Raw genomic sequence first — 24,584 nt, 5'->3', positions numbered from 1 at the left:
CTAGTATGTTTTTCTGAAAAATTGCAAGATGATGTCCATACCCTCTAAAAGGACTTGCTATGAAAACCACTCCCTCCGGATTGCAATACGAAGACGTAGTCATCGGTGAAGGCGCCGCCGCCGAGGCGGGCCGCCGGGTGTTGGTTCACTACACCGGCTGGTTGTATATTGAGGGCAAAAAAGGGTCAAAATTCGATTCGAGCAAAGACCGCAACGAGCCCTTTGATTTCGCGCTCGGCGCCGGCGAGGTGATCCGCGGCTGGGACGAAGGCGTGGCCGGCATGAAACCCGGCGGCAAGCGCACTCTCGTGATCCCGCCGTCCCTCGCCTACGGCGCGCGGGGCGCCGGGCGCGTCATTCCGCCCAACGCCACGCTGCTTTTCGAAGTTGAATTGCTCAGTGCCTAACCGCCTCGCCGGCGAAAAAAGCCCGTATCTCCTTCAGCACGCCCGCAACCCGGTCGACTGGTACCCCTGGGGCCCGGCGGCTTTTGAAAAAGCCCGCGCCGAGGACAAACCCCTCTTGGTCTCCATCGGCTACGCGACGTGCCATTGGTGCCATGTAATGGAGCGGGAGTCCTTCGAAGACCCCGCCGTGGCCGCCCTCATGAACCGCGAACTCGTCTGTGTCAAAGTGGACCGCGAGGAGCGCCCCGACGTCGATCGCGTTCACATGACGGCCCTGCAAGCCTTGACGGGCCAAGGCGGCTGGCCGCTCAACATGTTCCTCACGCCGGAGGGCAAACCGTTCCTGGGCGGTACTTATTTCCCCCCCGCCGACCGCGGCGGCCGACCGGGGTGGGCCACGCTCGTCCAACGCGTGGGCGCCGCCTGGCGCACGCCGGAACACCGCGCGCAAATGCTCGAAAGGGGCGAGCGTCTGCACGACGCCGTCGCCGAACTGCTCACCGCGGCCCCGACCTCGGCCGAAGGCGACGCCCGCGCCGTTGTGGACGGCGTGTGGACCGCGCTTCGCGACGCCCACGACGATCTCCGCGGCGGTTTTTCCCCCGCGCCCAAATTCCCGATGCCGGTGTACCCCCACTTCCTTTTGCGGTGCCTCGCCGCCGAAATGGCGGGCGATCGCCGCGCCGACACCCTCAAAATGCTCACCACGACGTTGCGCGCCATGGCCCGGGGCGGCCTCTTCGACCAGGTGGGCGGCGGTTTCCACCGCTATTCCACCGACGGCGACTGGCACGTGCCCCATTTCGAAAAAATGCTTTACGACAACGCCCAACTCGCCGTCAATTGCATCGAAGCCCACCGGGCCACGGGGGACGCTTTTTTCGAATCCATCGCCCGCCGCACCCTGGATTACACGCGGGACGCCCTGGGCCTGCCGGGCGGCGGTTTCGCTTCGGGGGAGGACGCCGACAGCCTGGTCCCCGGCGGCGCCGAGAAAAAAGAGGGCGCCTTTTACCTGTGGACCCAGGCCGAAATCAACGCCCTCCTGGGCGACCGCGCCGCCGCCTTCAGCGCGGCGTTCGGTGTCCTCCCCGACGGGAACGCCCGGTCCGATCCCTTCGGTGAGTTCGCCGGCCACAATATTTTGTTCCGCGCCCAAGACGGGGATTTTACGGCCGAGGTAAATAAGTTATTCACCGCCCGGGCCCTTCGCCCCCGCCCTTTTTTAGACGACAAAGTGATCACGTCCTGGAACGCCCTGGCCGCGACGGCTTTTGCCCAAGGCGCGGCCTTGGAGGCGTCCTACGGCGACGTGGCGCGACGCGCCCTCCAGTTCCTTAAAGGGAATCTTTGGGACGCCTCCACCCAAACGCTCTACCGCCGCTGGCGCGAGAGCGAACGCGCCGTGCCCGGATTGGCGGACGATTACGCTTTCACGGCCCACGCCGCCGTGGAGGTATACAACGCCACGGGCGATCCAAATTGGCTTTTCTGGGCCGAGGAATTGTTGGCGCTCTTCCTTCAGCGGTTCATGGACGGCCCCCCCGGCGTCGTGCACGTTTCCGCCGCCGGCCACGACCCGCACCTTTCCATCCGCGCCCGCGACGAAGGCGACAACGTCGAACCCGCGTCCTCCTCGGTGGCCGCGCTCAATTTCCTGCGTCTCGGGCGCCTTTTCGACCGGGCCGATTTCCTTCGTTCGGCGGAGGACCTGGCCGTGGCCGTCCGCCCGGCGGCCCTGCGGTCCCCCCGGGCCTACGCCGCGTTCGCCTCGGCCGAATGGGCGGCCCTCAACCCCCCGGCGGAAGTGGTGGTTGTCGGACGCCCCGAAGAGCCCGGCACCCAAGCCCGCCTGGCGTCGGAACGCCGTTCCTTCCGCCCGGACGCGATAATCCTTCAGGCGGATCAAGGCCCCCAGCAGGCGTTGTTGGGGGCCCGCCTACCGCATTTAAAAGAACTTCGCGTTCCCCCCGGCGTCTCCCAAACACAAATCTGCCAAAACGGCGTTTGTCGCCTCCAATAGCCTCCTTCACCTATTAAAATCCGCTAAAAATCAATTAAAATGGTTTTTCGCTCCCTCTGAACTAAACCTTTTCCGTGGCGGGAGCGTCCTATGGATGAAAACGCGAGTATGGAAGAACAATGGATTTGTGAAGCCCAGGCCGGGTCGGCGGTCGCCTTTGGTCAATTGGTTGCAGTTTACCAAGGGAAGCTTTACGGTTTCTTGCTTTCCTACGTCGGCCGAGGGGATGTCGCCGACGAATTGACGCAGGAGGCGTTTTTAAAGGCCTGGCGCGGATTAAAAGGATTTCGAAGCGAAAGCCGGTTTCAAACGTGGCTCTTTCAAATCGGTTTGAACGTCCTCCGCGGTTGGGGCCGGCGTGAAAAAATCCGCCGGTTGCGCGAGCGGGCCTTCGGTTGGGTCCGCGAAGACGACGAAACCCCCCGCGCCCCGGAGGAACGGCTTAAGGATTCGCGCCTCGACGCCGACCCGCAACGCGCGGTCGACGCCGGGGAGCTAAGGGAAAAAACAAACGGGGCGGTCGCCCTATTGCCGCCCAAAGAAAAGATGGTATTTTTGTTGCGCCACGAGCAGGGGTTGCCCCTCGCGGACATCGCGCGGGTGATGAACGTGGCGGAAGGCACGGTCAAAGCGCATTTGTTTCACGCGCTGGCCAAATTGAGGAAGACACTGGAGGAGCACCGATGAACTGTCAGGACGCGCAAAGGGGGATGGTGGTCAACGCCCACGGCGACTCCCCTCTTTCGGCGGAAATGTCGGCCCACCTCGCGGGGTGCCCGGCCTGCCGCCAAGAGTTGGAGGCCCTGCGGGCCTTCGTGCGTGCCCTGCCCCAGGGGGACCTCCCCCCCAACGCTTTTTTCGCACGGCAACGGGCCGCGATCATGGAGAGGATCGAAACGCCCGCCGCGCCGCGGTTTTTCCCCGCCCGGTGGCCCTGGGCCACGGGCATGGCGGCGGCGCTGCTCCTGGGCGTCTATTTTTCCTGGTCGCAGCGGCCCCGGCCGGCCCCGGCCGAGCTCGTGCGCAATTTGGAAATGATTCAAAACATGGACATGCTTGAAGCCTGGGCCGACATGGAATCCCATGACCGCGCGTAGCGCCTGGGGCCTGGCGGTCCTGTTCTTCGCGGTCGGCGTCAAATCGCTCGACGCGCCGCCGCGCGAGTTGCTGGAGAATCTGGAATTTTTCAAGTCGATGGATTTGTTGTTGGATGACGATTCGACCGCGCCGAAAGAAGTCAAACCCAAGGCGCGACCGGGCAAGGAGAGGGGCCATGCGTCGACAAAATCGAAATAACCTTTGGGTTCGCCGGGCCCTTCTGGCCCTCCTGGTTTGTGGCGTCGGGGCCCCGGCCCCTCTGCGCGCCGACGACAAGGCCCTCCAACGCTGGGAGCAAATGCCCGCCGAAGAGCGCGAGCGCGCCCTCAAGAATTACGAAACCTGGAAGTCCCTCGACGCCGGCGAGCGCGAAAAAATCCGCGAGCGCTGGGAACGCTTCCGCGCCCTGCCGCCCGAACGCCAGGCCGAGATCCGCGACCGTTGGGACCGCTTTCAGAAATTGTCCGACGACGAAAAACGCGCCTTGAAAGAAAAGGTGGAACGCTGGAAGTCGGACAAAAGCGGTCGCCCCGAGGACGGGGACCCCCGCGGCCGCGACGACCGCGACGACCGCCGCGAGGACCGCCGCGACGACCGCGACGCCGACAAAAAGGACAAAGAGGACGAAAAGAAAGGCGACCGTTCCGATGACCGCGAACGGGACCGGGACGGCCGCGACGACCGGGGCTCCGACCACGACTAAACCTTTTCCCGGTTCCCGGCGTCTCATCCGTATCGACCCCACAAGGTCAAGCCAATAAAATACGGAGGAAAAATATGAAAGAGTTGAAACTGTTCCTGTTGAGCCTGATGGCGATGGGCCTTATGGTTACCAGCCCGCAAGGGAGCTGGGCCCGCCACGGGGGAGACGACGGGGGTTCGAGCGGCAGCGGCGGCGGTGACGGTTCCGACGACGGATCCGATGACGACATTCGCCAAGAGGACCGTCAGGAAGACCGGCAGGAAGACCGTGACCAAACCCGTCGCGAAGACCGCCGGGAAGACCGCCGCAAGCACCACGACGACGATCCCTCCCACGACGCCACGGACGACAGCGTGACCGGCGTCGACACCCACCGTCAGCGCGGCCGCGACCAGGTCCGTCACCGGGAGCGCCTGCAGGAAAAGCGGGAGCGCCTCCAGGCCCGCCTGGAAGAGGCCCGCGCCGCCGGCAAAACGGCGAAGATCGCGGAACTCGAAAAAAACATTGAGAAAGTGCAGGCCAAAATCGCGGGCGTCGACGACACGCCCGGGGATTCCACCGACGACTCGGCCACGCACCGGACCCGCACCCGCACGCGGACCCGGGAATAATCGAAACACCATCGTTTGACCCCAGGCGGGGGAGCGGCGACGCTCCCCCGCCTTTTCTTAAAACCAAGTTACGCAAGGAGAAGTCATGAAGACGTTGCCCGCGGTGCTCTTGACCTTGTTGAGCGGTTCCCTTTACGCGGCCAAGCCGGTTGTCTCGCCCTTCGCCACGCTGGAAGCGGGTTTCGAGTCCAACGTGTTCCAGTCCCCCGACACGTTCGCGGGAACGACCGAGCCGGTCAAGGACGACACCTTTTTAAGGTACGAAGCCGGCGTCGACCTGGCCTGGCGTTTCCCGGCGGGGCGGCGCGTCGACCTGTCCGTGGCCCACGAGGAAATCCGTTTTTCCTCCCACAACCTCATGAACCGCTACGGCACCGACGTTTGGGCGCAATACCGCCACCCGCTCAACGACCGCTGGGAACTTTCCACCGCCGGCTATTGGGAATCGCGCCGGGAGCGCGGGGTGGACGTGGACGGCCTGCCGCTCTCACAAACCTACACCTATTCCGCTTTTGAGATTTCCCCCCGCGTGGAATGGAAGGGCCCCGTTTTCGACGACCTGGGCCTGAGCGAAGTTCGTTTCACCCTCAGCCACCGCGCCGCGGACTACGAAACGCCGATTTCCACCAACGTGCAATCCCAGGACTATTCGCAAAACAAATTCGGCCTGCGCCTTCTGCAGAATTATTCGTCCCAAACGGCCGCCTGGTTCGAATACGAAGTGGAAATGCGCGACTACGACGATTACATCGCCCGTTTGGGCGGACCCGCCGCTCTGGAAGGCGACCAAGACCCCAACGGCACTTTGCGAAGCCACACCGATCATCACCTCGCCCTGGCCTGGGAAAAACGCCCCCGTCCCGGCGTCCGTTGGGAGTTGGGATTAACGGCGACGGTCCGCGATGACGGTTTTCAGAATTATTTCGGATACAAAGAGGCGGGAATTTACGTGAAGGGAAAACACCGCTTCCCTTCCAAAACGGAATTGAGCGGCAGGGCGTCCTGGGCCACCCGGGGCTACGACGTGCAAACGTTGTCCCTGGTCGACGCCACCCAGCGGCGGGTGTCCCTCCCCCGGGCGACGATCAAGGCGGCCCAACCGCTTGGCGCCCGCTGGAAGGTCCACGCCCGCTACGACTTCGACAGCCAGGATTCCAACATCAATTCACCGACCTCCCCGCTCCAGGGGTTCACGGATCACGCGCTGTCCGGCGGGGTGACGTTCGACTGGTAGGGAGGGGTTTTAAAACGTCGACCAGGTGGAGCCTTTGAGGTCGGTGTGGTAACACTCAATGGCCAATTTTCCCCAGGCCGCAGCTGTCCGGGGCGCGACGTACACGAATTCCCCGTCGCATATGGCGTCGATGGCGAAAAAGTCGTCGTGGGCGACCTGGTCGATGGTCCAGACGGGGCCGTGGTGTTTCGGCACCGACAGGGGAACCCATCGCTGCAGGTATTTGGTGTTGGCGGTCAGGGTGGTGATCAATTCGGTTCGGTCAAAGCCCAGGGGCACGGTCGGGAAGACGCCCTCGTTGTCGGCGTAGTAAATTGAAATGGCGCTGCGCACGGCGCCCAGTTGCCCCTGCGCACCATGTCGGCGAATTTGGGAATCGCGATCGCGGCCAAAACCCCGATGATGGCCACGACGATCATCAATTCGATGAGGGTGAACCCCCATTTCGTCTTCGAAATCGATCTCCCGCCGACCCGCAATCGCTTTGGTTTCCTCATAATCCAACTATAACACCATTAGCCCCGTTTTTCAAATCGAAAACAAACAGAATTTACGACCTTGTTACCCCGATCTGGTTTATAATAACCATTGATAGACAGTCCGTTTCACCTTTCGGTCGGTTTGTTGCATTCTCGAAGGGTGTAACTTGACACCTTGGAAAGCGGGATTCCAGGAAAGGAGGAACCGACTATGCCGGCGAACAACGCGCAATCGCCAATCGCCACGGCGTTCCGTGCCGCGGTGATGAAATACCGCATCTACCCGACCACGAGCGTCACGGTCCGGCAGGCCATCGCCCTCTTGCACCAGGCGGTTCTCGAGCTCATGCTCACCCGTGAAGAAGTCCGCCTCACCCGCAACGAGGGAAAAATGTTCCTCGACCTGGAGGAAATTCCCCAGGCCGACGCCATCGCGGAGCTTTACGAGGCCGCCGGCGTCCAAAGCCTGCGTTTCGTTAAGGGGTTCACCATCGAAGAGGCCGACGCCCTGGTGGCCTGCCTCGCCCGCAAACGCACCGACGGTTCCACGTTTTCCGAAGCCCTGTCGACCGCCGGCGTCACCCACGTGGAAACCAACGACCGCACCGTCGTGCAGTTGACGGAGGAGCAGACCGTCGTGGGCCGCGGCTTTTTCCAATTTCAGGACATTTCCGCTCAACAGGACGTCAAATCCTCGGTCATGAGCGCCATCGACTACATCGACAAGATCCCCGAGGAAACCCACCGCCAACACCTGCGCCAACAGCTGGCGGTCCGCATGGCTTCCCTCAAGTCCGACGTCATCATGGACCTGGTGGAAAAAGGCCAGTTCGCCGAAGGCGGAGAAAATTCCCTCAAACAGCCCTTTTTGGAGGCGGTCTCGGGCGGCCGCATGCTGGAAATCCTCAACGAGGTCTGCCGCTGGGCCAAAAAAATTGAACGCGCCGCCGACGGCTCGGCCGACAATCCGGAACGCGCCCGCCTGCGGGAGTTCGTGTCGTTCCTGCTGAAATCCCCGGCGGCCGCCAACGTGCCCCGGCCGATCTACGAAGACCTGCAAAAAAGCCGATTGATCGACGCCGTGCCCGACACGGCGGCGGCGGTCGCCGTCGAAGAGCCGCTGGACGTCCAGGCCGACGTCCTTTTGCAGGGCAACGACGCCAAATTCCTCCAGGGTCTGCGGGGAAAGGGCCTCGCCCCCTTCATTGAGCGCATGCTCGCCGTGGGCCTTTCGGACCGCGTGCCGACGTTCATCGAGCGCATCAGCCACCTGGTCCGCGAGGCCGAAACCACGCTCCGGACCGAGGCGGTGCAGGTGGCCCACCCGCTCCAGGCCATCCTCTGGGAAAATCGCCTCGAGGAGGAAGCCGAAAAAATGAACAGCGCCCTCCGCGCCCAGGCCGACGAGGAGCGCCAGTCCGCGGTCTACAAAGAACTCCGGCACGCCCTGGTGCACGCGGCCTTGCACGATTTCCGTTCAAAGGCCTTCGGCCCGGCGGAGCGGACGCTCCGCCTGTTGCGCAAGCACGCCGAAACCGAGTCCCCCTATTTGGAAGGCCGCCGGGCCGAAGCGTCGGCCGCCCTGCAGGACATCCTCGAGGAATTGCTGGATGTCCTCGTGGACGACCTGTCGTCCGACGCGCCGGATCGCAAGGCCCCCGCCGAAAAACTGCTGGAACACGTGGGCGAGCGGGGCATCCGCGTGTTCGTGGCCCTGGTGCGCAACTCCCCCAACCCGCGCCTGCGGCAGTGGGCCGCGGCGCGCTTGGCCCGTTACCCCGAGCAGGGCGCCGCCGCCCTGGCGGCCGAGCTCGACATCCACAACACCTCCCAGGTCATCCTCAACGTGACCAGCGTCATCCCTTTGTTGGCCAACCCGGCCCTGGTGCCGGGCATCGGGGCCATGGTCTTTTACCCCGACCCCGACGTTCGCCGCGCCCTGGTGCGCGTGCTTCAAAAACTCTCCGGCGACGACGCCATGGGCATCGCCGAACGGTTCCTTTACGACAGCGACGCGGGGGTCCGCCAAACGGCCATCGACGTCGTGGGGAATTACGGTTGGAAACGCGCCATCGGCCGGTTATTGGAGTTGCTGGAGGACGGCCCCGAGGCGGAAATGGAAGCCGCCAGCATCGCGCTGGGCCGCCTGCGGGCCGAATCGGCGGTGGAGCCGTTGTTCCGGATCGTCGCCGGGAAAACGAAAGCCTTCGGTCTCGGCCGCAAAACCTCGTCGGACCTTCTGCGCGCCCGGGCGGCCTGGGCCCTGGTTCAAATCGGTTCGACGGCGGCCCAACAGCGCCTGCGGACCTTCCGCGAGGACCCCGACCCGCTCATCCGCCAACTGGCCAACGCCGCCCAAACGACGTAGACCCCCGCCGGTCACTCCCGGTCGGCCAGCAACAGCTCCGCCCATTGCCAGTCCATCACCATCAACAAATCCGTTTCTTCCTGGTTGCGGGTTTCATCGATCATGTGGCGGTGGGGCGTTGGCACGGCGAGTTCCCCCCGCTGGAATTCCAGCGTGGTCAGTACCTCCAGGGCGTGATCCAAGTTCCCTTCGACAAAGATCAGGTCGTGACGGTCCCACAGGACGGTCGCGGGTTCTTTGGGCGCTTCGATGAGGAAATCGTGCCGCCCGTCCCCGTTCAAAAATGATTGAAACCGTTCAAAGAAAATACGCAATTCCCCCAGGGTCATCATGGGGCTGCGGTAACGGCCGGGGCGGGCGTCGGTGCGGGGCGTGTGCAGGACGTAGGTGGCCACAAAGGGCCCCGTCATCGGCACCACCAACATGCGGAACAGGGCGCCGGGGTCGTGCGCGCCGCCGATGCGCAGGCGCGGCCCGATCGCGCCCCAGTCGGAGGCGAAACACGCCGGGTGTTCGTACGGGCCCCAGCGGTTGTCTATGGAAACGGCAATTCGACCCAAGTCCCCCCCTAACCCGCGTGGCGCCGGGTTTCCCCGGCGCGCCGCGCGATGGCGCGTAGCATACCTGAAAAAATCCATTTGTGCACGGGCAAGAGGGCGTACCAATACACCAGTCCCCACAACCCCAAAGGGTCGAAAATCGCGGTCTGGTGGATTTCGCACCCTTCGGCCTTGGGTTTCACGTCAAATTCCAGCCACGCCCGCCCGGGAAGCTTCATTTCCGCCCGGAGGCGCAACCGCCGCCCCGGTTCGATCAACTCCACGCGCCAATAATCCAAGGCGTCCCCGACCCGCAATCGGTGGGGGTCCCGTCGGCCGCGGCGGAGCCCCACGCCGCCCACCAGGGCGTCCAGCCACCCGCGCCATCGCCACAGGAAATTCCAAAAATACCACCCGTTCTTCCCCCCGATGCGCTCGATGTGGCGGAACGCGTTTTCCACCGACCCGCCCGATTCGGTCACGCGGTAATCCACGATGCGCACGCCCCAGCGGGCGTCGCGCCAAGCGCGTTCGTTGGCCTGGCTCGACACCGCGTCGGCCCAGCGCGTCGCGTTGAAGTGCCGCTCCTCCCCCATCAGGACGCGCGCCAGCGCCTCCCGCACCCCGACCGGACGCACGGGGAAATCCCGCAGGGCGTCGGCGCGCTCCACCACGGTCGCGTGGCGTATGCTTTCCACCAGCTTTCGGCCGACGCGCGCGTAAACCGGCGCCACCAGATTCAGCCAAATGCCCGACAGCCGGGGCGTCAACACCGGGACGGGGATCATCCACCGCCGCAATCCCCGCTGGCGGGCGTACTCGTTCATGAGCGCGCCGTAGGACATGACTTCCGCGCCGCCGATCTCGTACACCCGCGACGCGGGCAGGGGCACCTCCAAGGACTGCAGCAGGTACGCCAACACGTCGTCGATAAAAATCGGCTGGGCCCTCACCCGCACCCATCGGGGGGTGACCATCACGGGCAAACGCTCGACCAGACTGCGGATGATTTCAAAGGAAAGACTGCCGGACCCCAAAATGATCGACGCGCGCAGTTCCAGGGTGGGCACGCCGGAGGCGTGGAAAAGGCGACCGACCTCCTGGCGACTGCGCAGGTGGGCCGAGAGTTTTTCCCCCTGGGCCGGGCAAATGCCCCCCAGGTAAATCAGGCGTCCCACCCCGGCGGCCCGCGCCGCACGGGAAAAAACGTCCGCCAGCCGTCGGTCCTCGTTTTCAAAATCGACGGGTGCCCCCATGGCGTGGACCAAATAATACGCCGCCTCCGCGCCCCGCAGCGCCTCCACGAGGGTGGTGTAGTCGGACAGGTCCGAGCGCACGATCTCGGTCCCCGCGTCCGCGCGGCCCCGCAACAATTCGGGCCGCCGGACCAGGCAGCGCACGCGGTGCCCGGCGGACTCCAAGTCCTTCAGCAGCCGCCCGCCGACGTAGCCCGTCGCCCCGGTCAAAACCACTTTCGTCGACCGCTTCCCCGCCGCGCTCACGACGGGGCCCCGTCCACGCGCCGGGGGGTCCGCGGATCGCTCCCGCCTTCGCGCCGCCGGGATTTTTGGGTCGCGGCCATCCACAGGAGGGTCGCGAGGGCGAAGGCGGCCCCGGCCGTGAAGGTCGCCCGGGGGCCCGCGGATTTCCATAGCCAACCCGCCAACACGTTCGACACCAGCATCCCGATCCCCGACACGAAGTGGAAGAGGCCGAAGGCCGTGCCGCGCGCGTCGGGCGGGGCGGTTTCCGCGACCATCGCCGCCAACAGGCCCTGGGTCAATCCCAAATGCAACCCCCACAAAACCACCCCGAGGGCCAACCCCCACCAACGATCGATCCATCCCACCAGGAGCGCTCCCAAAACCAACACCGCCATGCCCGTCACGAGCAAACGATTCTTGTCGCCGCGATCGGCCCGCTTGCCCGCCGGGTAGGCCGTCAGGGTGTAAACCAAATTCAGGCCCACCAGGATCAACGGCGTCGCGGCCACGGGCAAACCCCGCGCCTGTCCGGCCAACAGCAAAAACGCCTCGCTGAAGCGCGCCAGGGTGATCAGCGCGCCCAGGGCCACGACCAACCAAAAGGCTTTTCCCATCGTTCCCGGTCGGCGCCATTCGAGGGGCCGGGTCGCTTTTTTACCGTCGACCGGAGGTTCCTTCACCCCCAGCCACAAAATGACCACCGCCAAACCCGCGGGCAAGGCCGCCACCCAAAACACTTTTCGGAAATCCCCCGCCCACAACACCATGAGCCCCATGGCGATCAACGGGCCCAGCACCGCCCCCACCGTGTCCAGGGATTGCCGCAGGCCGAAGGCGGCCCCGCGGATTTCCGGCGGCGTCACCTCGGTCAGCAGGGCGTCCCGGGGCGCCCCGCGCAGGCCCTTGCCCACCCGGTCGGCGAAGCGCGCGCCCGTCAGCATCGCCACCGAACCCGCCGTCGCGATGAAGGGTTTCGACGCCGCGGCCAGGCCGTAGCCCACCAGGGCCCAGACTTTGCGCCGTTGCATCCGGTCGCTCAACGCGCCCGAGAAAACCTTTACGATCAGCGACGTGGCCTCCGCGAGGCCCTCCACGGCGCCGATCACGAGGGGGTTGGCCAAAAGCACGGTGGTCATGAAGGCCGGCAACAGCCCGTGGATCATTTCCGACGACACGTCCATCCCCAGGCTCACAAACCCCAGGGCCCACACCGCCCGGGGCATGGCGGGTCCGCGGGCAAGGGCGCGGTCGTTCATGGTTTTCTCCGTCTTGTGCGGTTCCACGGGTATAAGTTATAACCTATTAAAATCGTCAAAGGGGACGCCATGAACTTTTTCCTATTCACGTGTTTGAGCGCGGCATTGCTCATCGCCTTTTACGAGTTCCTGGGCATCGCCCGCGCCCGGTACGAAGGCAAAACCCACGCCACCGGCCGGTTGATCCTTCGGACGGCCGTGTTCGTCCTTGTGTTCCTGCTGTTTTGGCAGCACCTCGACTGGAACGCCTACGTCTCCTCCTTCTCCTTTTATAAAACGGAAAGCTACCGTTTCAACAACATTCCCTATCTGATTTGTTGCGCCATCATCGCCCTGGCGCTCGTGCTTCTGGGATTGGAAATCCGCAGTCTCTCCCGCGCCCGGCGCGAAGGCCGCACCAACAACGTCTCCCGCCTGGTCACCGCGGTGGTCCTTTTGGTGTGCATGATGCCCGTCCTGCAAGCCACCCTCTCTCTGTGGGACACCTACAACGACAAGCTTTCCGAACCCTACCACCCGCCCCTGCCCGAGGGCCAAGGACAATAACATGGCCGCCGACCAATTCCTCTACAATACCGAAAACCACCCCAAGGGCGCGCACCCCTTTCCCACCTTCGCCATCCGCGACGGCGGCGTCTTCACCACCGTGCACCATTCCGACGGGGCCGACCCCCACCCCTGGTACGTGGTCAAGGACGACCACAAACTTTACCCCACGCCCCACCACCCCCAACGCGCGCCCGAAACCGTGCCCTGGTACGCCATCAAAGGCCAAAACGTATATCCGGTCGAAGGCCACCCCCACGGCGTGCAGTCCATCGCCTGGTTCGAATTGCGGACCAATCCGGACCCGCTCAACCTCAAATAAAAAAGCCCCGCCGCTTTCGCGGCGGGGCTTTGCCCGCTCGATCAAAATCCGGTTCAAACCCAGTTAAACCGCTCCGACCGTTGCCGGCGGCGCGGCACGCCCAGGGCGGTCAAATGGGCGTGCATTTGTTCGATCATCGGGTCCGGTCCGCAAATCAGGTAGTCCCATTCGTTTCGCCCTTCCCGGGGCAGATGGCGGTCCAGGATCTCCCGGGAAATATAGCCCGTCTCCCCCGTCCACCCGGGGGGCGGCGTTTCCAAAACGGGAACGACCGTCAACGCCAGTTCCCCCCGCAGCCGCTCCAGTTCCTCCCGGAACACCAATTTTCCCTCGCTCGACGCCGCGTAGAATAATACAAACGGCCGCCGGTCCCTTCGGTCCCGCAGGGTCCGCGCCATCGACAAGGCCGGGGTGATCCCGACCCCCCCCGCCAAAAACACCACGCCCCGCGGGGCGGTGTCCCAGGGCATGCCGCCGCAGGGGCCTTCCACATAGGCCGTGGTGTCCGGCGCCACCGACGACATTTTCGAGGTGAAATCCCCCAACTCTTTAATCACAAACTCCAGCCGGTCGTTCCGTTCCGCCGACGACGCGATGGTGAACGGGTGCTGTTCCAGCCGAAAGGGGTTCCGGCCCAGGGTCAACCAGGCGTATTGGCCCGGGGCGAAGCGCAGGCCGTCGTGGCGCAAGGCTTGCACGGCCAGGGTCCACACCTTGGGCGCTTCGTAGCGCACCTCGGAAACCACCCAGGGGCGCCGCAGGGCCATCAGGGGTTTCACGAGGCGAATGTGCGCCAAGGCGTACAGGGCCAGGGCCGCCGTCCCCATCACCAAAATTCGATTCAAGGGGTTCGAGGTCCAAAACCCCACCGCCAAAATGTGAACGGCGCCCGTCACCACCACAACCCCGGCCAGCAGGCCGTGGGTCAGCCGCCAGAGGTCGTAGGGAATTTTCAGCGCCCTTCGCCCCAGGGTTGACAGAGCCAGCAGTCCCAGGGCCAACAGGGCCCCGTACAAAATCAATCCCCCCGGCGCGCCCAGGCCCGGGTTCATATAACCCAGGTTGCCCGGCGCCACGGCGATCAAGATCCCCGCGTGGACCAACACCAACCCCGCGCCCAGCGTTCCCATCCGCCCGTGGAAGCGCAACTCCGCGTCCACCCCCAGCGAACGCCCCAGGGGCAAAAACCGCGCCGTCAAAACGAACTGTCCGCAAAAACAAAAAAAAGCCACCGCCCCCGCCGCCACCGCCAAATCAATCCAAAACCCCCGCCCGGGAAGCCCCCCTTCAAGATAAGCCACCGTCACCGGGATGGCCAAAACAAAAAAATACCCCGCCCCCCAGAACCAACCCCGTGGGGCCCTTCGTCCGGACCTTTTCATGACAATCCCCTTCCCTTCATATCGCGGTTTCGGTCATGGCGTCCCGAATATAGCACACGCTTTCCGTGAAAACCATAAATCGATCGGCGGGCGCCCCGGCGCCCTTTCATTTCCTTGGCGGGGGTGAATCTTCCCCGGGCGTGGACTGTAACCCGGATTCCATTTCGTGTGTCCTACCCATGAAAGGGATTTAAAAAGGAGACCCTCATGATAAAAGAAACCGTGTTGTTTTTTAAAAAGTCCTTGGTCGGAACGTTGGTGCTGACGACGACCTTGACCATGACCTTGCCCCCGCGTGCCTGGGCCATGCTGGCGCCTGTCGAAGCGATGGGCGAAGGGAAGAACGCGACCTCCACCCGGGCTGAAGATCTTAAAACCATCCAAAAATCGTTGGAATCCAAAATTCTCCGGGAACGCCTCGCGGACCTCAAGCTAAGCCCGGAACAAATCGACGCGCGATTGAGCCGCCTTTCCGACGCTCAACTGCATCAAACCGCCTCGCGGATCAAATCGATAAATCCCGGTGGCGACGCGGGCGGTTTGTTGATCACGGTGCTGTTGGTGGCGATTCTGGTGGGTATATTCTTCTACGTGTTCCGGCGGATATAGGATAAGGCATTCCCATGTCCCTTCCCACCGGTTCGAGAAAGCCGACCTGGCTTGTCGGCGGTCTTCTCGGACTGTGGGGTTTGGGGTGCGCGGGTTTCCAACCCCGCGCGCCCCTCCCCGCGCCTCAGGCGGACCCCGCGGGCGATCCACGCTCGCTGGTGGTCCCCTTTTACCCGGACAAAACCGACCAATGCGGGCCCGCCGCCCTGGCCAGCGTCTTGTCTTTTTGGGGACGGGGCGTGGACGCGCGCACCTTAAAAAAAGAGATCTATCTCGCGCACCTCAAAGGGGCTCTCGCGATCGATCTGCTGATCGCCGCCCAGGACCGGGGCTTCCAGGCGCAATTGTACGAGGGCGACATCGAGGACCTCAAAACCCAGGTGCGGGAAGGACGCCCGATCATCGCTTTTATCAACCGCGGAACGCGGATGTTCCCCATCGGGCATTACGTTGTCGTCACCGGTTACAGCGAAAGCCGTCGGGGCCTTTTCGTCCATTCGGGGGACACCCCGAATCGGTTCGTCCCCACCTCGCGTTTTTTAAAACAATGGGAAAAAACCAGCCGCACAACGCTGCGCATTGATGGCCCGGTCCCTTAAAGGAGGCGCGGAGCGATGATTCCACTGAAACGCAATTCGTGGTTCCCAATATATCCATGGGTCTTGGCGTTCGCCCTGGGGTGTTCCGCTTTGTCGCCCCGGCGCGCGCGGGTCACCGACCCTTTGACCGCGGAACAGCATCGGGAACTCGGCGTGTCCTACGAATCCCAGGGGTTGACCGCCTTGGCTATTGAACAATTCGACGCGGCCATTCGTGGCGACCGGCGTGACCCGCCGGGATGGATGGCGCGGGGCAACATCGCCTTCACGAGCCGGGATTTTAAAAAAGCCGAGTCCTGTTTTCGCCGCGCCCTGCGGCTGGACCCCGACAACGCCGTGGCCGCCAACAACCTGGCCATGGTTTACTTGGAGCGTGGGGACCGTTATAAGTTGGCGGAACAACTCGCCCGGAAGGCGATCGACCGGGGCGGGGCCGTTCGGCCCTACGCTTTGGAAACCCTGGCCCGCCTTTACACAATCGAAGGACGCTTCCCCGAAGCGACGCTTTTATTGGACGAAGCCGAATCCCTCGCCGCCCCGGGCGACGAACCCTTGCGCCAACAATTGGCGCGAAGCCGGGCCGCCCTGGCGCCCGGCGTTTCGATCCCCACGCCATGAAAAGCGAATACGCGTTTAAAAAAACCATCGCCAAGGGACTTCGGGTCGTCACCCCCGTTTTAATCATCGGCGCGGTGACCCTCGGGGTGTTTACCGGTTTGGAGTCCATCACCGCCTCGGCCCTTCGGCGGGTCCTGCCGAAAACCTTTTACTTCCCGGGCTTGGGCGTCGTTTTTTTAACGGCGGTGATTTACGCGGTGGGGTTGGTCATGAACACCCGGGTGGTTCAGCGTTTATCGGACTGCTGGGAGCATCTGATGGGGCGAATTCCATTCATAAAATCCATTTACGGCGCCGTGCAAGACACGGTGCTCTTCCTCTCCAGCACAAAAACAAAAAAGTTCAACAAGGTGGTTTCCTTAACCCTAAAAGAATCCGGCCTGCGGCTGATCGGTTTTGTCACCCAGGAAAACCTTTTTTCCATGCCCGCGCTGACCGGGACAGCGGACATGGTCATTGTTTACCTACCCATGAGTTACCAGATCGGCGGGTACATGGCCCTGGTCCCACGGTCGGCGCTGGAACCCGTCAATATGTCCATCGAAGACGCCAGCCGTCTGGTTTTCACGGCGGGAATGTCGATACAAAAACGCGGTCCCCTCGAGGCGCCGATCGGCGGCGCTTTCCGGGAACCGCGCCTCCAGGAGGCAACACATGTCCACCCATAAAATCTTCTCGATCGCGCTCTTGGTCGGGGGGGGTGTTTTGATTATGTACGGGATGAACGCGTCCGATTCGTTCCGGTCCGATGTGTCGCGCTTTTTTACCGGTTCGCCGACCAACAAAACCGTCTGGCTGTTTGTGGGCGGGATCGTCGTCGGTGTTTTGGGGCTGATGGGATTATCACGGGGGAAATAAAACACCCCCCGGCGACGGGGATTTACAACAAGGTGTTCACGCCGGCGTCTTGCCGAATCGCATCGGCGACAAAGCCGCCGCCCCGCCCACCCCCGCCCAACAAAACACGCGCGTCGGCATCGTCATTGCGTTTCTCCCTCCGCGTGGGATATCGGTTCCATTTCGGCCGGTTCGTCCCCGCCGCTGTCCGATGATCGAACGGATTCCAGCATTTCCCATTCGTAGTAAACGTTTTCGGGCAGGTCTTCGAGCCGCGTCGGCGGGTTGTCCATGCCCGCCGTGCCGGCCTCCCGGGTGTAGGTCAACAACGCCGCCGGCGATCGGGGCGAATACCATTCGTAGGTGACGGTCCGGTGCGGGTGGGACCCTTCCGTGTCCCCGTGCGACATGTTCCCCTCCCGCGACCGCCGCACGGTGAAGTACGTGCCTGTCGGCAATTCCAATGGACGGGCCGCCAGCGCGACGAGGTCCCTGTCCCCGTCCCGGGTGGCGTCCGCGTAGGAAGAGGGAAAGAACATCGAGTAAACGTGGGGACGCCGGGCCCGGGGCCCCGTCCGGCCGGGGGGCGTTTCGTGGAGCTTGAAAGTCGTGCCCTCCGTTCCCGGGTTTCCCACCGTGCGCCGTAACTTTTTCTCCGTCCGGCCTTGTCCCAGGGGGCAGTTTTCGATCCGCTGGTATTCAAACACGGCGCCCTCCCCCGTTTCGGCCTTCCGGGACTCGCGCGCCCAGGCCCACCGATTCGATAGCTCCAACCGTCGCCAGGCCGCCGTTCCCGAGACGAGGAGGATCGCCACCACAACCAGATCGGTGATCGAAAAGAACGGCTTTTTCATGCGTTTATCCCAGGCCCCGGGACACAAAAAAACGTCGACTCGAAATGTTCGGCATCGAGAAACGATACTCTCTTTACCAGCGGAAATCCACCCCCGCTTCGACCAGCGTGGCGTTCGCCCCGTCTTCCTCGGTGCGCGTTCCTCCGGCGTAAAAGGTGAGGGGGTCCGCCCGCCAATCGGCGCGCGCCCCGTAATCCAGAACGGTCCATTTTCTTTCTTCCCCCGTCCGGGCGGCGTCGCGCGCGCGCACCGAAGGGGCCAAGTACACTCGTCCCCGCCAAAACGGCAATCCCGCCGAGGCCTGGGCCCCCAGTCCCTCCAATCCCCCTCCCCCCAGGTTGTAAATGTTGGCGGTCACATAGCCCCCGCGCAATCCCGGCAGCCCGGTCTTGGTCAGCCCGCCCCGCCACAGCGTGGGGCTTTCGTCCTGGGTGGCGGCGTAAAAAGACACATCGCCCTCCGCCCGCCAACCCGCGCCCAAATATTGCCCCGCGCCCGCCCAATAGCGCAGATAGCGGCGGTTGGACGCGGCGCTCGTGTCGCTGGGGCGCGTCAGCGAGTCCTGGTGGCGGTCCGCGCCGCCGCTCAGGGAAAAGTTTTTTCCGGGCGTCCACCGCGCGTGGACATTCAATCGCGTCAATTGCGCCGCGGGCGTGCCCGTGGAAGGGTCCACGCGTTTATCGGCCTCCAGGGACAGCCCCGCCGACCAGCGGGACGACAATCGCAGTCGCTCGTCGCACAGCAGGGCCAGCCGGTCCAACTCCCCTTTGTGGGTGTTGACCAAAACCCCCACCGTTCCTTCGTGCCGCAGGCGGGCGGCGTCCGGGGCGACGTGGGCGACGTAGAGGCCCGCCGCCGGACGTTCCCCCGAAGGGCGTCGGTCCGCCCCCCGGGGGCGCGCCCCGCCCACCAGGCCCCAACGCGTCCGTCCCGCGCGGGCCTGAAGTAAAAGACCGTCGATAAACCCGAACCCCGGCAGTTCCGCCGGGGCAAAGCGTCCGAACCGCGCGGTGCCGTGTCCGCCCAGGGGGCCTTCGGCCACCAGCCGGTAGGCGTCGTACCGGGCCTCCCGGTAGTCCAACGAATCCCGAAAGGCCTCCCCCGTCCGGTACGACACGTTGCCGTCCACCATAAAAGACCACGACGACCCGCCGACGCGCGTCACGCCGCTGTTCAACTCCAACCGCGACAAACCGTAGGACGACCGGTCGTCCTCGTCCTGTTGCGCCAAATGGCGCAGCCGCAACGACCCATGAAACCGGGATTCCCTGGCCGCCGGGACCGGGGCCTTTCCGGCCCGGGGCGATAAAAGGGGCACGAAATCATCGCTCGGCGGTATCGGCTTTTCCCGGAAGCTCGCTTCCATCACCACCGTGTCCCCGGCCCGCACCGTTTCGGCGGCGGGTCCCAACACCCGCAACCGCGCCGACGCGCGCGAGGCGTCCACCACCTCGACCCGGGTCCGGGGGGGTCCGCCGCCTTCCAGGGCGCCGGGGTCGCCCGGGCTCAAACCGGCCAGGGTCCCCGCGTCGATGTAGATTTCATCCACGGTCGCGTAGAGCACGCGGGCGCGCACCCGCTGCCCCTCCGCCCACAGGGCGCCGGGCAACAGGGCCAGCGCCAGGGACAGTCCCCGGCGAACGTCAATCCGGCGGGAAATCATGGCACCGGTCACAGCGCACGGCCGTGGTCGAGCGCGTCGTGTGGCAGACGCTGCAAGAAAAGAACTGTCCCGAAAAACCGCGGTGGTTGGGCCCGCTCGAAGGGGCCGTCTCACCCTGGTAAACAAAGGCCGGGTGGGTCAAGCCCCCGCGCGCGAAGGTCGTCGTGTTGTGGCAACCGCCGCAATTGGTGGGGTAGCTTCGCGCGGCGTGGTCCGTGGCCGCCGCCGAATTGAATTCGTCGTCATGGCAGGCGTAACAGTTGGAAAGGCCGTTGTGGTTCATGGTCGCGCCGGTGAAGTCCGCCGGCGGGAACCCCACGTGACAGCGCAGGCAGTCCGTGGGGAATCCCGGTTTCGTGTGTTTCGGCCCCTGGGGAAAAACGCCCGCGTGGCAATCGATGCACCGGCTTCCCGGCACGTGGAAAGGCCGCACGTTTTTGAAATCGCTGGTCGTGTGGCACCGCTCGCAATCCCGGGGGAAGTTGTTGTCGATGTGGTTGGGCGCCGCGGCGTAGCGATCGGCGTGACAACCGTAACAATCCGGGCGGAGGCCGCGGTAATCCCCCAGGGCGGCGCGGCCGTGGCACTTCTCGCAGGCCATGGCGAGGTGCACCCCGGACAGGGGAAAGCGCGTCCGGTCGTGTCCGGCCACGTCCGAGCGCACGCGCCAAAAGCGCGCCTCCGTGTCGTGGCATTTCTCGCATGAGGGCCCGTTTTGTGCCGCGTGCGGGTCCACGTGACAGCCGCCGCACCCCCGCCGGGCGAAATCCCGCGCCGGGCCCCGGTCCGTGTGGCAACGCCCGCAGGCCGCGCGCGCGTGGGGCCGCGACAGGGGCCAGGACGTGGTTTTTCCGTGGGGGAGGGTGTGGCAAGCGCTGCAGTCGCGCGGCGTGCCGACAAACCGCCGCGACCCGGTTTTTTTGTCCTTGGGGTGGCACATCTGGCAGGCCACGGCCCGGTGTTCGTTGTCCAGCGGAAAGGCGCGGTGGTCCGCCAGGCGGAACTCCCCCGCTTGGAGTTTGGTGTGGCATTCCCGGCAATGGGTCCGCCGTCCCTTGAACTGTTCTCCGTGGGGGTGGTCGTGGCAGGCGCCGCAGGCGGCCAGCAACATGCCGCCGTGGCTGTCTTTAAAGGGCAACTCCGGGCTGTGACAGGAGGAACAATCCAAATCGTCGTGGGGCGGCGTGAGCGGGAATCCCGTCAAGGCGCCGTGCCGCGCGGGCGACACCTTCGCCTCGGCCGCACGGAAAGAGGTCGCCCCCAACGAATGGCACTCGCGGCAATTCGTGGGCCAACCCGCGCGGTGGGGGCTTTCGTGGCATTCCGCGCAGGCCTGTTTCATCACGTCGGGGTCGCGGTGAATGTCTTCCCCCCGCGCCACGAGGGGCAAAAGGAAAAAAAAGACTCCAATCCCTCGGCCAATGGTTCGCATGTTATTGCCCATTATAGGACGCCCCAATGTCGCGAAAGGTTTAGTCTCTTTCTCTCTAATCCTCAAATGGAAAAGAGTCAACCACTATAGCCACGCGCGTGATCACATCCTACAATTCTCCTATGAGAAGAAAACTTGCGGTGCTGGGGTTCCTGGCCCTGTGGGTTTATCCGACGCGCGCCGCCGGGGGGCCGGCGGGCGAGGCCGAAGGCTACGTCGATCACTTCGGGGGTTGGGCGAGCCCCCAACGCGTCGCGTTCACGCTCACGCAGTCCGGCGGCCCCCCCATCGCGGTCCGGGGGGTGAGCGACGCCTCCTCCAGCGCCGGGGTCGGCGTGCGCCTGGGTTTTTGGAGCCAAGGCAAACACCCCATCGGCAGCGGCATTGAAGTCTCCTCCTTCGACATCCAATCCCCCGTCGTGAACGGCGAGGTCTACCCCATCACTTTTTTCCTCTCCGCCCGCACGGCCCTGCGGACCAGCGAACGTTTTCCCAACGGCCGCCTGCAACCCTACGGTTTCCTGGGCGTTTCCAGCGTGGTTTTGCGCGCCTCGGTGCATTCCCAAGGGTTGTCCGTCCACCTGTACAAGGGGGTTATTCCTCTGCCCAACGGCAGCGAAAACCTTTCCCGGGCCATCTTCAGCCCCTACATCGTCGGCGGGCTCGCCTGGGGCCTTTCGCCCGATTGGTACGTCTTCGGCGAGTGGCGCCGGACCGAGTTCAACACCACGAGCGAAACCGTCAACTCGATCTTTTGGCCCACCCAGCGGGGCACCGTATCCCTGGCGGTACGCACCGATCACTATTATCTGGGTTTGTCGCGCCGGTTTCGCCCCCGCCGTCCTTCCCCCCATGCCAACCCCGCCTAGCGCCCCCTCAACCGCCGAAGAGCGGGCCAATTGCTTGAGCCACGTGGTGGGCCTTCTGGGCGCCTTGGTGAGTTTGCCATTTCTCATCTTCCGCGCCGCCCGGGCCGGGGACGCTTCTTTCATTGTGGGCGTTGCGGTGTTCTCGGCCAGCGTTCTTCTGCTGTATCTCGCCTCGGCGCTCTACCACGGGCTTCCCCCCGGCCGCGCCAAGCGTGTTTTCCAAACTCTCGACCATTCCCTGGTGTTTTTTTTAATCGCGGGAACTTACTCCCCCATCACGTTGGGGGCGTTGCAGGGCCCTTGGGGGTGGAGCCTGTTCGGGGTGGTGTGGGGGTTGGCCTTGATCGGAATCCTGATGAAAACCTTCGGAAAGGTCAACCACCCGGTGTTATCCACGACGCTTTATGTGCTGATGGGCTGGCTCATCGCCGTCGCCGCCAAGCCGCTCATGGAAAAAATGCCCCCCGTCGGACTTTTGCTTTTATTGGGGGGCGGGCTGGCCTACACGGGGGGCGTCGTGTTTTTCGCCATGGAGTCGCGTTGGCGATACGCCCACACGATCTGGCATTTGTTCGTCATCGCCGGCACCGCCCTTCACTTCTTCGCCATCCTCGTCACCGCGCCGTAGTCTCGGCTATTTCTTCTTTTCCAAGAATCGGGCCAAAAGGCCCGAGGCGAAACCGGTCCCGCCGACGCCGAACGCCAGGATAAAAGTGATGCAAAGCGTCAAATAGGTGACGCCCAATACCATCAAGAGGATTTCCCGCGGAATTCCCAATTGGAGCAACCCCAACAAAACCGCCGAAGCAAGCACCAAACCCCGCGCGATCGCCGCCATGATCTCGGGATTGGCAAAACCCGCGCGCGCGGCGGTCCCGCGAACGATTCGGTGGACCAACACGCTTAAAAGCAAGGCCACCACACCCAGGGCGGACACCCCCAACACCCCCAGCGCAAAACCCACCACCGTTCCCCCATGGAGAGAGAGCGCGTGGAGGGTCAACTTGTCGAGCCCCACGAGAAAGAAGGAAAAAAGGACGATCCAATAGGCCACGCGGGAGGCGTATTGGCTGGGGGGGAGGATCGGTTCCCCGCCTTCCGACCGCTCGGGGAGCATTTGGATCTGTTGGGAATATCGATCAAAGGACAATGATTTTAAAAACAAACGCAACAGTTCCCGGGTCAAAAGGGCCGCCAGGTACCCAAGGGCAAAGACCAGCAGGGCGGAAATAAGATTGGGAATAAACCCGACCACGGACTTTGCCATGGCCAAAATGGGATCTAAGAAAAGTGTGTTCCAATCCAGCGGTTGTTCCATCGGAGTTCCTCCTGGGTTGTGTGAACGGCCCCATTCATTTGATGAAGATAAGAATAATACATCGGAAACAAAAAAATCCTATTTTTATCCCCCCCGTCAGCACCACGGGTGCGCGGTGGTCAGCAGGTGGGATTTTTCCAACACCGGCGGCCCGCCCTTTTTCCGGTGGGGCGCGTCGCGAAATCGTTCTTGAATGTCCTCCACCGCCGGGCGGTTCCTTTTCAAGGCTTCCACGCAGCGCCGGTCCAGCTTGTTCCGGCTCAGGTTGTCCAACGCCTTAAACGCTTCGTCGTTGGTCCATGGTTTCTTGTACACCCGCTCGCTGGTCAGCGCGTCGAACACGTCCGCCACCGCAATGATCCGCGCCTCGATGGGGATGCGCTTGCCCTTGAGTCCCCGGGGGTACCCCTTGCCGTCCAAGGTCTCGTGGTGCGATTCGGCGATCTGCCGCAGCGCGTCCGCCCGCTCGAAAGATTCCATGCCGAAATTTTTCAAAATCGCGTCGATGATCCGCCGCCCCAGGGGCGCGTGGGTCCGCATGATGCGTTTTTCTTTCGGCGTCAGCGCCGCGGCTTTTTTAAGGATGTGGTCGGGGATGGCCAGCTTCCCCACGTCGTGCATGGGGGCGAAGACTTCAATCGCCTGCACCCGCTCGTCGGTCAGGTCGCGGTAGCCCGCGCGCCCCAGCTCCTGGGCGATCACCCGCGAAAACCGCGCCATCCGGTCCAGGTGGTACCCCGTCTCCGGGTCGCGGAAGTGCATCAAATCCCCCGCCGTCTTGATCGCCGCCAGCATCACGCAGGCCGAACGCAAATGCCGCGTCGCCACCTCCGTGGCCAAAAGGGCGTAGGCCTCCAGAACCGGAATGTCCCGTTTTTTAAAGGCCGCCCGTTTCCGCGAGTTGAAAAAGAGGAACCCGCGCACTTTTCCCCGCGCCTCCAACGGGAACGTGCAGCTGGAGCGGTAACCCATCTCGCGGATGCGTTGCGTGTGTTCCCGGTGGGACCCCTCAAAGGCGTTCAAGTCGTCCACCACGCGGATGCGGCGTTCGCGCAACACCTTCTTGAGCGACACGGCTTCCGGCAGGGTGGATTGGTAATGGGCCAGGGGTTTGCCCTCGTCGCCGGAGGCCAGGTAGGTGTTGATGCGGTGGGTCTGCGCGTCGTAGAGCGCCACGGCGATGCGATGCACGTAGGGAAACCGCTCCCGCACGGCGCGGTGCAGCGTTTTTAGGTTCTGGTTTAAGGGTCCCTTCCCGCTCAGGCCGGCCAAGCGAGGACGAATAAATGTTATTCCGCTCATGGGTCCTCCCCCGTCGATGGCGCCATTATAA

Annotated in this window: 29 protein-coding genes; 18 read left to right on the top strand and 11 right to left on the bottom strand. The window is 63.8% G+C overall.

Annotation, left to right across the window (positions count from 1 at the left end; genetic code table 11):
• Positions 1-59 precede the first annotated feature (59 nt).
• The 8 genes from IPI56_06310 (at position 60) to IPI56_06275 (ending at position 6,076) form a co-directional block, all read left to right on the top strand.
• Complete coding sequence (locus IPI56_06310) at positions 60-407, top strand: FKBP-type peptidyl-prolyl cis-trans isomerase (protein ID MBK7545342.1); 348 nt, start codon at positions 60-62, stop codon at positions 405-407.
• Positions 400-2,430, top strand: coding sequence for a thioredoxin domain-containing protein (locus IPI56_06305; protein MBK7545341.1), 2,031 nt, complete (start codon positions 400-402; stop codon positions 2,428-2,430). The genes IPI56_06310 and IPI56_06305 overlap by 8 nt, the downstream gene beginning before the upstream one ends.
• A 90-nt stretch (positions 2,431-2,520) precedes the next feature.
• Positions 2,521-3,117, top strand: coding sequence for an RNA polymerase sigma factor (locus tag IPI56_06300; GenBank protein ID MBK7545340.1), 597 nt, complete (start codon positions 2,521-2,523; stop codon positions 3,115-3,117).
• Positions 3,114-3,527 carry a hypothetical protein gene (locus tag IPI56_06295; protein MBK7545339.1) on the top strand — a complete coding sequence of 138 codons (414 nt, stop codon included), beginning with the start codon at positions 3,114-3,116 and terminating at the stop codon, positions 3,525-3,527. The genes IPI56_06300 and IPI56_06295 overlap by 4 nt, the downstream gene beginning before the upstream one ends.
• Positions 3,514-3,726, top strand: a complete 213-nt coding sequence (locus IPI56_06290; GenBank protein MBK7545338.1) for a hypothetical protein — start codon at positions 3,514-3,516, stop codon at positions 3,724-3,726. Before IPI56_06295 ends, IPI56_06290 begins: the two co-directional genes overlap by 14 nt.
• On the top strand, positions 3,704-4,231 hold the full coding sequence (locus tag IPI56_06285) for a DUF3106 domain-containing protein (GenBank protein ID MBK7545337.1): 528 nt from the start codon (positions 3,704-3,706) through the stop codon (positions 4,229-4,231). Before IPI56_06290 ends, IPI56_06285 begins: the two co-directional genes overlap by 23 nt.
• 74 nt (positions 4,232-4,305) lie before the next feature.
• A complete protein-coding gene (locus IPI56_06280; GenBank protein ID MBK7545336.1) occupies positions 4,306-4,842 on the top strand; it encodes a hypothetical protein in 537 nt (178 codons plus the stop codon).
• Between the two features lie 85 nt (positions 4,843-4,927).
• Positions 4,928-6,076, top strand: coding sequence for a hypothetical protein (locus IPI56_06275; protein MBK7545335.1), 1,149 nt, complete (start codon positions 4,928-4,930; stop codon positions 6,074-6,076).
• A gap of 9 nt (positions 6,077-6,085) precedes the next feature.
• Here IPI56_06275 and IPI56_06270 read toward each other — a convergent pair whose 3' ends face one another.
• Positions 6,086-6,409 carry a hypothetical protein gene (locus IPI56_06270; GenBank protein ID MBK7545334.1) on the bottom strand — a complete coding sequence of 108 codons (324 nt, stop codon included), beginning with the start codon at positions 6,407-6,409 and terminating at the stop codon, positions 6,086-6,088.
• Positions 6,325-6,573, bottom strand: a complete 249-nt coding sequence (locus IPI56_06265; GenBank protein ID MBK7545333.1) for a prepilin-type N-terminal cleavage/methylation domain-containing protein — start codon at positions 6,571-6,573, stop codon at positions 6,325-6,327. Before IPI56_06265 ends, IPI56_06270 begins: the two co-directional genes overlap by 85 nt.
• Before the next feature lie 193 nt (positions 6,574-6,766).
• On the opposite strand from IPI56_06265, the gene IPI56_06260 reads away from it, so the two are divergent.
• Positions 6,767-8,923, top strand: a complete 2,157-nt coding sequence (locus IPI56_06260) for a HEAT repeat domain-containing protein (protein MBK7545332.1) — start codon at positions 6,767-6,769, stop codon at positions 8,921-8,923.
• A gap of 11 nt (positions 8,924-8,934) precedes the next feature.
• On the opposite strand, the gene IPI56_06255 is transcribed toward IPI56_06260, so the two are convergent.
• The 3 genes from IPI56_06255 to IPI56_06245 are packed head-to-tail and all read right to left on the bottom strand — an operon-like array spanning position 8,935 to position 12,202.
• Positions 8,935-9,483 carry a hypothetical protein gene (locus IPI56_06255; protein ID MBK7545331.1) on the bottom strand — a complete coding sequence of 183 codons (549 nt, stop codon included), beginning with the start codon at positions 9,481-9,483 and terminating at the stop codon, positions 8,935-8,937.
• An 8-nt stretch (positions 9,484-9,491) separates the two neighbouring features.
• Positions 9,492-10,964, bottom strand: a complete 1,473-nt coding sequence (locus IPI56_06250; protein MBK7545330.1) for an SDR family oxidoreductase — start codon at positions 10,962-10,964, stop codon at positions 9,492-9,494.
• The gene (locus IPI56_06245) at positions 10,961-12,202 is read right to left on the bottom strand and encodes an MFS transporter (protein ID MBK7545329.1); all 1,242 of its coding nucleotides are present in this window, start codon (positions 12,200-12,202) and stop codon (positions 10,961-10,963) included. Before IPI56_06245 ends, IPI56_06250 begins: the two co-directional genes overlap by 4 nt.
• Positions 12,203-12,271: 69 nt before the next feature.
• On the opposite strand from IPI56_06245, the gene IPI56_06240 reads away from it, so the two are divergent.
• A complete protein-coding gene (locus IPI56_06240; GenBank protein ID MBK7545328.1) occupies positions 12,272-12,748 on the top strand; it encodes a hypothetical protein in 477 nt (158 codons plus the stop codon).
• A 1-nt stretch (position 12,749) separates the two neighbouring features.
• Positions 12,750-13,070 (top strand): hypothetical protein, encoded by a 321-nt coding sequence (locus IPI56_06235; GenBank protein ID MBK7545327.1) that lies wholly within the window; start codon positions 12,750-12,752, stop codon positions 13,068-13,070.
• 53 nt (positions 13,071-13,123) lie between these two features.
• On the opposite strand, the gene IPI56_06230 is transcribed toward IPI56_06235, so the two are convergent.
• Entirely contained in the window at positions 13,124-14,452 is a 1,329-nt protein-coding gene (locus IPI56_06230; GenBank protein MBK7545326.1) for a ferric reductase-like transmembrane domain-containing protein, read from the bottom strand.
• A 207-nt stretch (positions 14,453-14,659) separates the two neighbouring features.
• Between IPI56_06230 and IPI56_06225 the strand changes: the two genes are divergently transcribed.
• Genes IPI56_06225 through IPI56_06205 form a run of 5 tightly spaced genes read left to right on the top strand, consistent with a single transcriptional unit; the run spans position 14,660 to position 17,136 of the window.
• Positions 14,660-15,061: a PA2779 family protein gene (locus tag IPI56_06225; protein ID MBK7545325.1), complete on the top strand. Its 402-nt coding sequence runs from the start codon at positions 14,660-14,662 to the stop codon at positions 15,059-15,061.
• A gap of 14 nt (positions 15,062-15,075) precedes the next feature.
• Entirely contained in the window at positions 15,076-15,660 is a 585-nt protein-coding gene (locus IPI56_06220) for a C39 family peptidase (protein ID MBK7545324.1), read from the top strand.
• 15 nt (positions 15,661-15,675) lie between these two features.
• On the top strand, positions 15,676-16,278 hold the full coding sequence (locus IPI56_06215; GenBank protein ID MBK7545323.1) for a tetratricopeptide repeat protein: 603 nt from the start codon (positions 15,676-15,678) through the stop codon (positions 16,276-16,278).
• Positions 16,275-16,946, top strand: a complete 672-nt coding sequence (locus IPI56_06210; GenBank protein MBK7545322.1) for a DUF502 domain-containing protein — start codon at positions 16,275-16,277, stop codon at positions 16,944-16,946. The genes IPI56_06215 and IPI56_06210 overlap by 4 nt, the downstream gene beginning before the upstream one ends.
• The gene (locus IPI56_06205) at positions 16,933-17,136 is read left to right on the top strand and encodes a DUF3185 family protein (protein ID MBK7545321.1); all 204 of its coding nucleotides are present in this window, start codon (positions 16,933-16,935) and stop codon (positions 17,134-17,136) included. Before IPI56_06210 ends, IPI56_06205 begins: the two co-directional genes overlap by 14 nt.
• A gap of 122 nt (positions 17,137-17,258) precedes the next feature.
• On the opposite strand, the gene IPI56_06200 is transcribed toward IPI56_06205, so the two are convergent.
• The 3 genes from IPI56_06200 to IPI56_06190 all read right to left on the bottom strand — a co-directional run bounded on the left by IPI56_06200 (position 17,259) and on the right by IPI56_06190 (position 21,064).
• Positions 17,259-17,969, bottom strand: a complete 711-nt coding sequence (locus tag IPI56_06200) for a hypothetical protein (protein ID MBK7545320.1) — start codon at positions 17,967-17,969, stop codon at positions 17,259-17,261.
• Between the two features lie 73 nt (positions 17,970-18,042).
• A complete protein-coding gene (locus IPI56_06195) occupies positions 18,043-19,632 on the bottom strand; it encodes a hypothetical protein (GenBank protein ID MBK7545319.1) in 1,590 nt (529 codons plus the stop codon).
• A complete protein-coding gene (locus IPI56_06190; GenBank protein MBK7545318.1) occupies positions 19,613-21,064 on the bottom strand; it encodes a hypothetical protein in 1,452 nt (483 codons plus the stop codon). The genes IPI56_06195 and IPI56_06190 overlap by 20 nt, the downstream gene beginning before the upstream one ends.
• Before the next feature lie 122 nt (positions 21,065-21,186).
• Here IPI56_06190 and IPI56_06185 point away from each other — a divergent pair, with 122 nt between their 5' ends.
• Entirely contained in the window at positions 21,187-21,933 is a 747-nt protein-coding gene (locus tag IPI56_06185) for a hypothetical protein (protein MBK7545317.1), read from the top strand.
• Positions 21,917-22,561, top strand: a complete 645-nt coding sequence (locus IPI56_06180) for a hemolysin III family protein (GenBank protein ID MBK7545316.1) — start codon at positions 21,917-21,919, stop codon at positions 22,559-22,561. The genes IPI56_06185 and IPI56_06180 overlap by 17 nt, the downstream gene beginning before the upstream one ends.
• A 6-nt stretch (positions 22,562-22,567) precedes the next feature.
• On the opposite strand, the gene IPI56_06175 is transcribed toward IPI56_06180, so the two are convergent.
• Entirely contained in the window at positions 22,568-23,251 is a 684-nt protein-coding gene (locus IPI56_06175; protein MBK7545315.1) for a hypothetical protein, read from the bottom strand.
• Between the two features lie 96 nt (positions 23,252-23,347).
• Entirely contained in the window at positions 23,348-24,553 is a 1,206-nt protein-coding gene (locus IPI56_06170) for an HD domain-containing protein (protein ID MBK7545314.1), read from the bottom strand.
• Positions 24,554-24,584: the final 31 nt, after the last annotated feature.

The organism is Elusimicrobiota bacterium, from assembly GCA_016706425.1.
Classification (GTDB): domain Bacteria; phylum Elusimicrobiota; class Elusimicrobia; order FEN-1173; family FEN-1173; genus JADJJR01.
The sequence above is the reverse complement of the archived record's forward strand: the minus strand, read 5'-3'. Positions and strand labels throughout refer to the sequence as shown.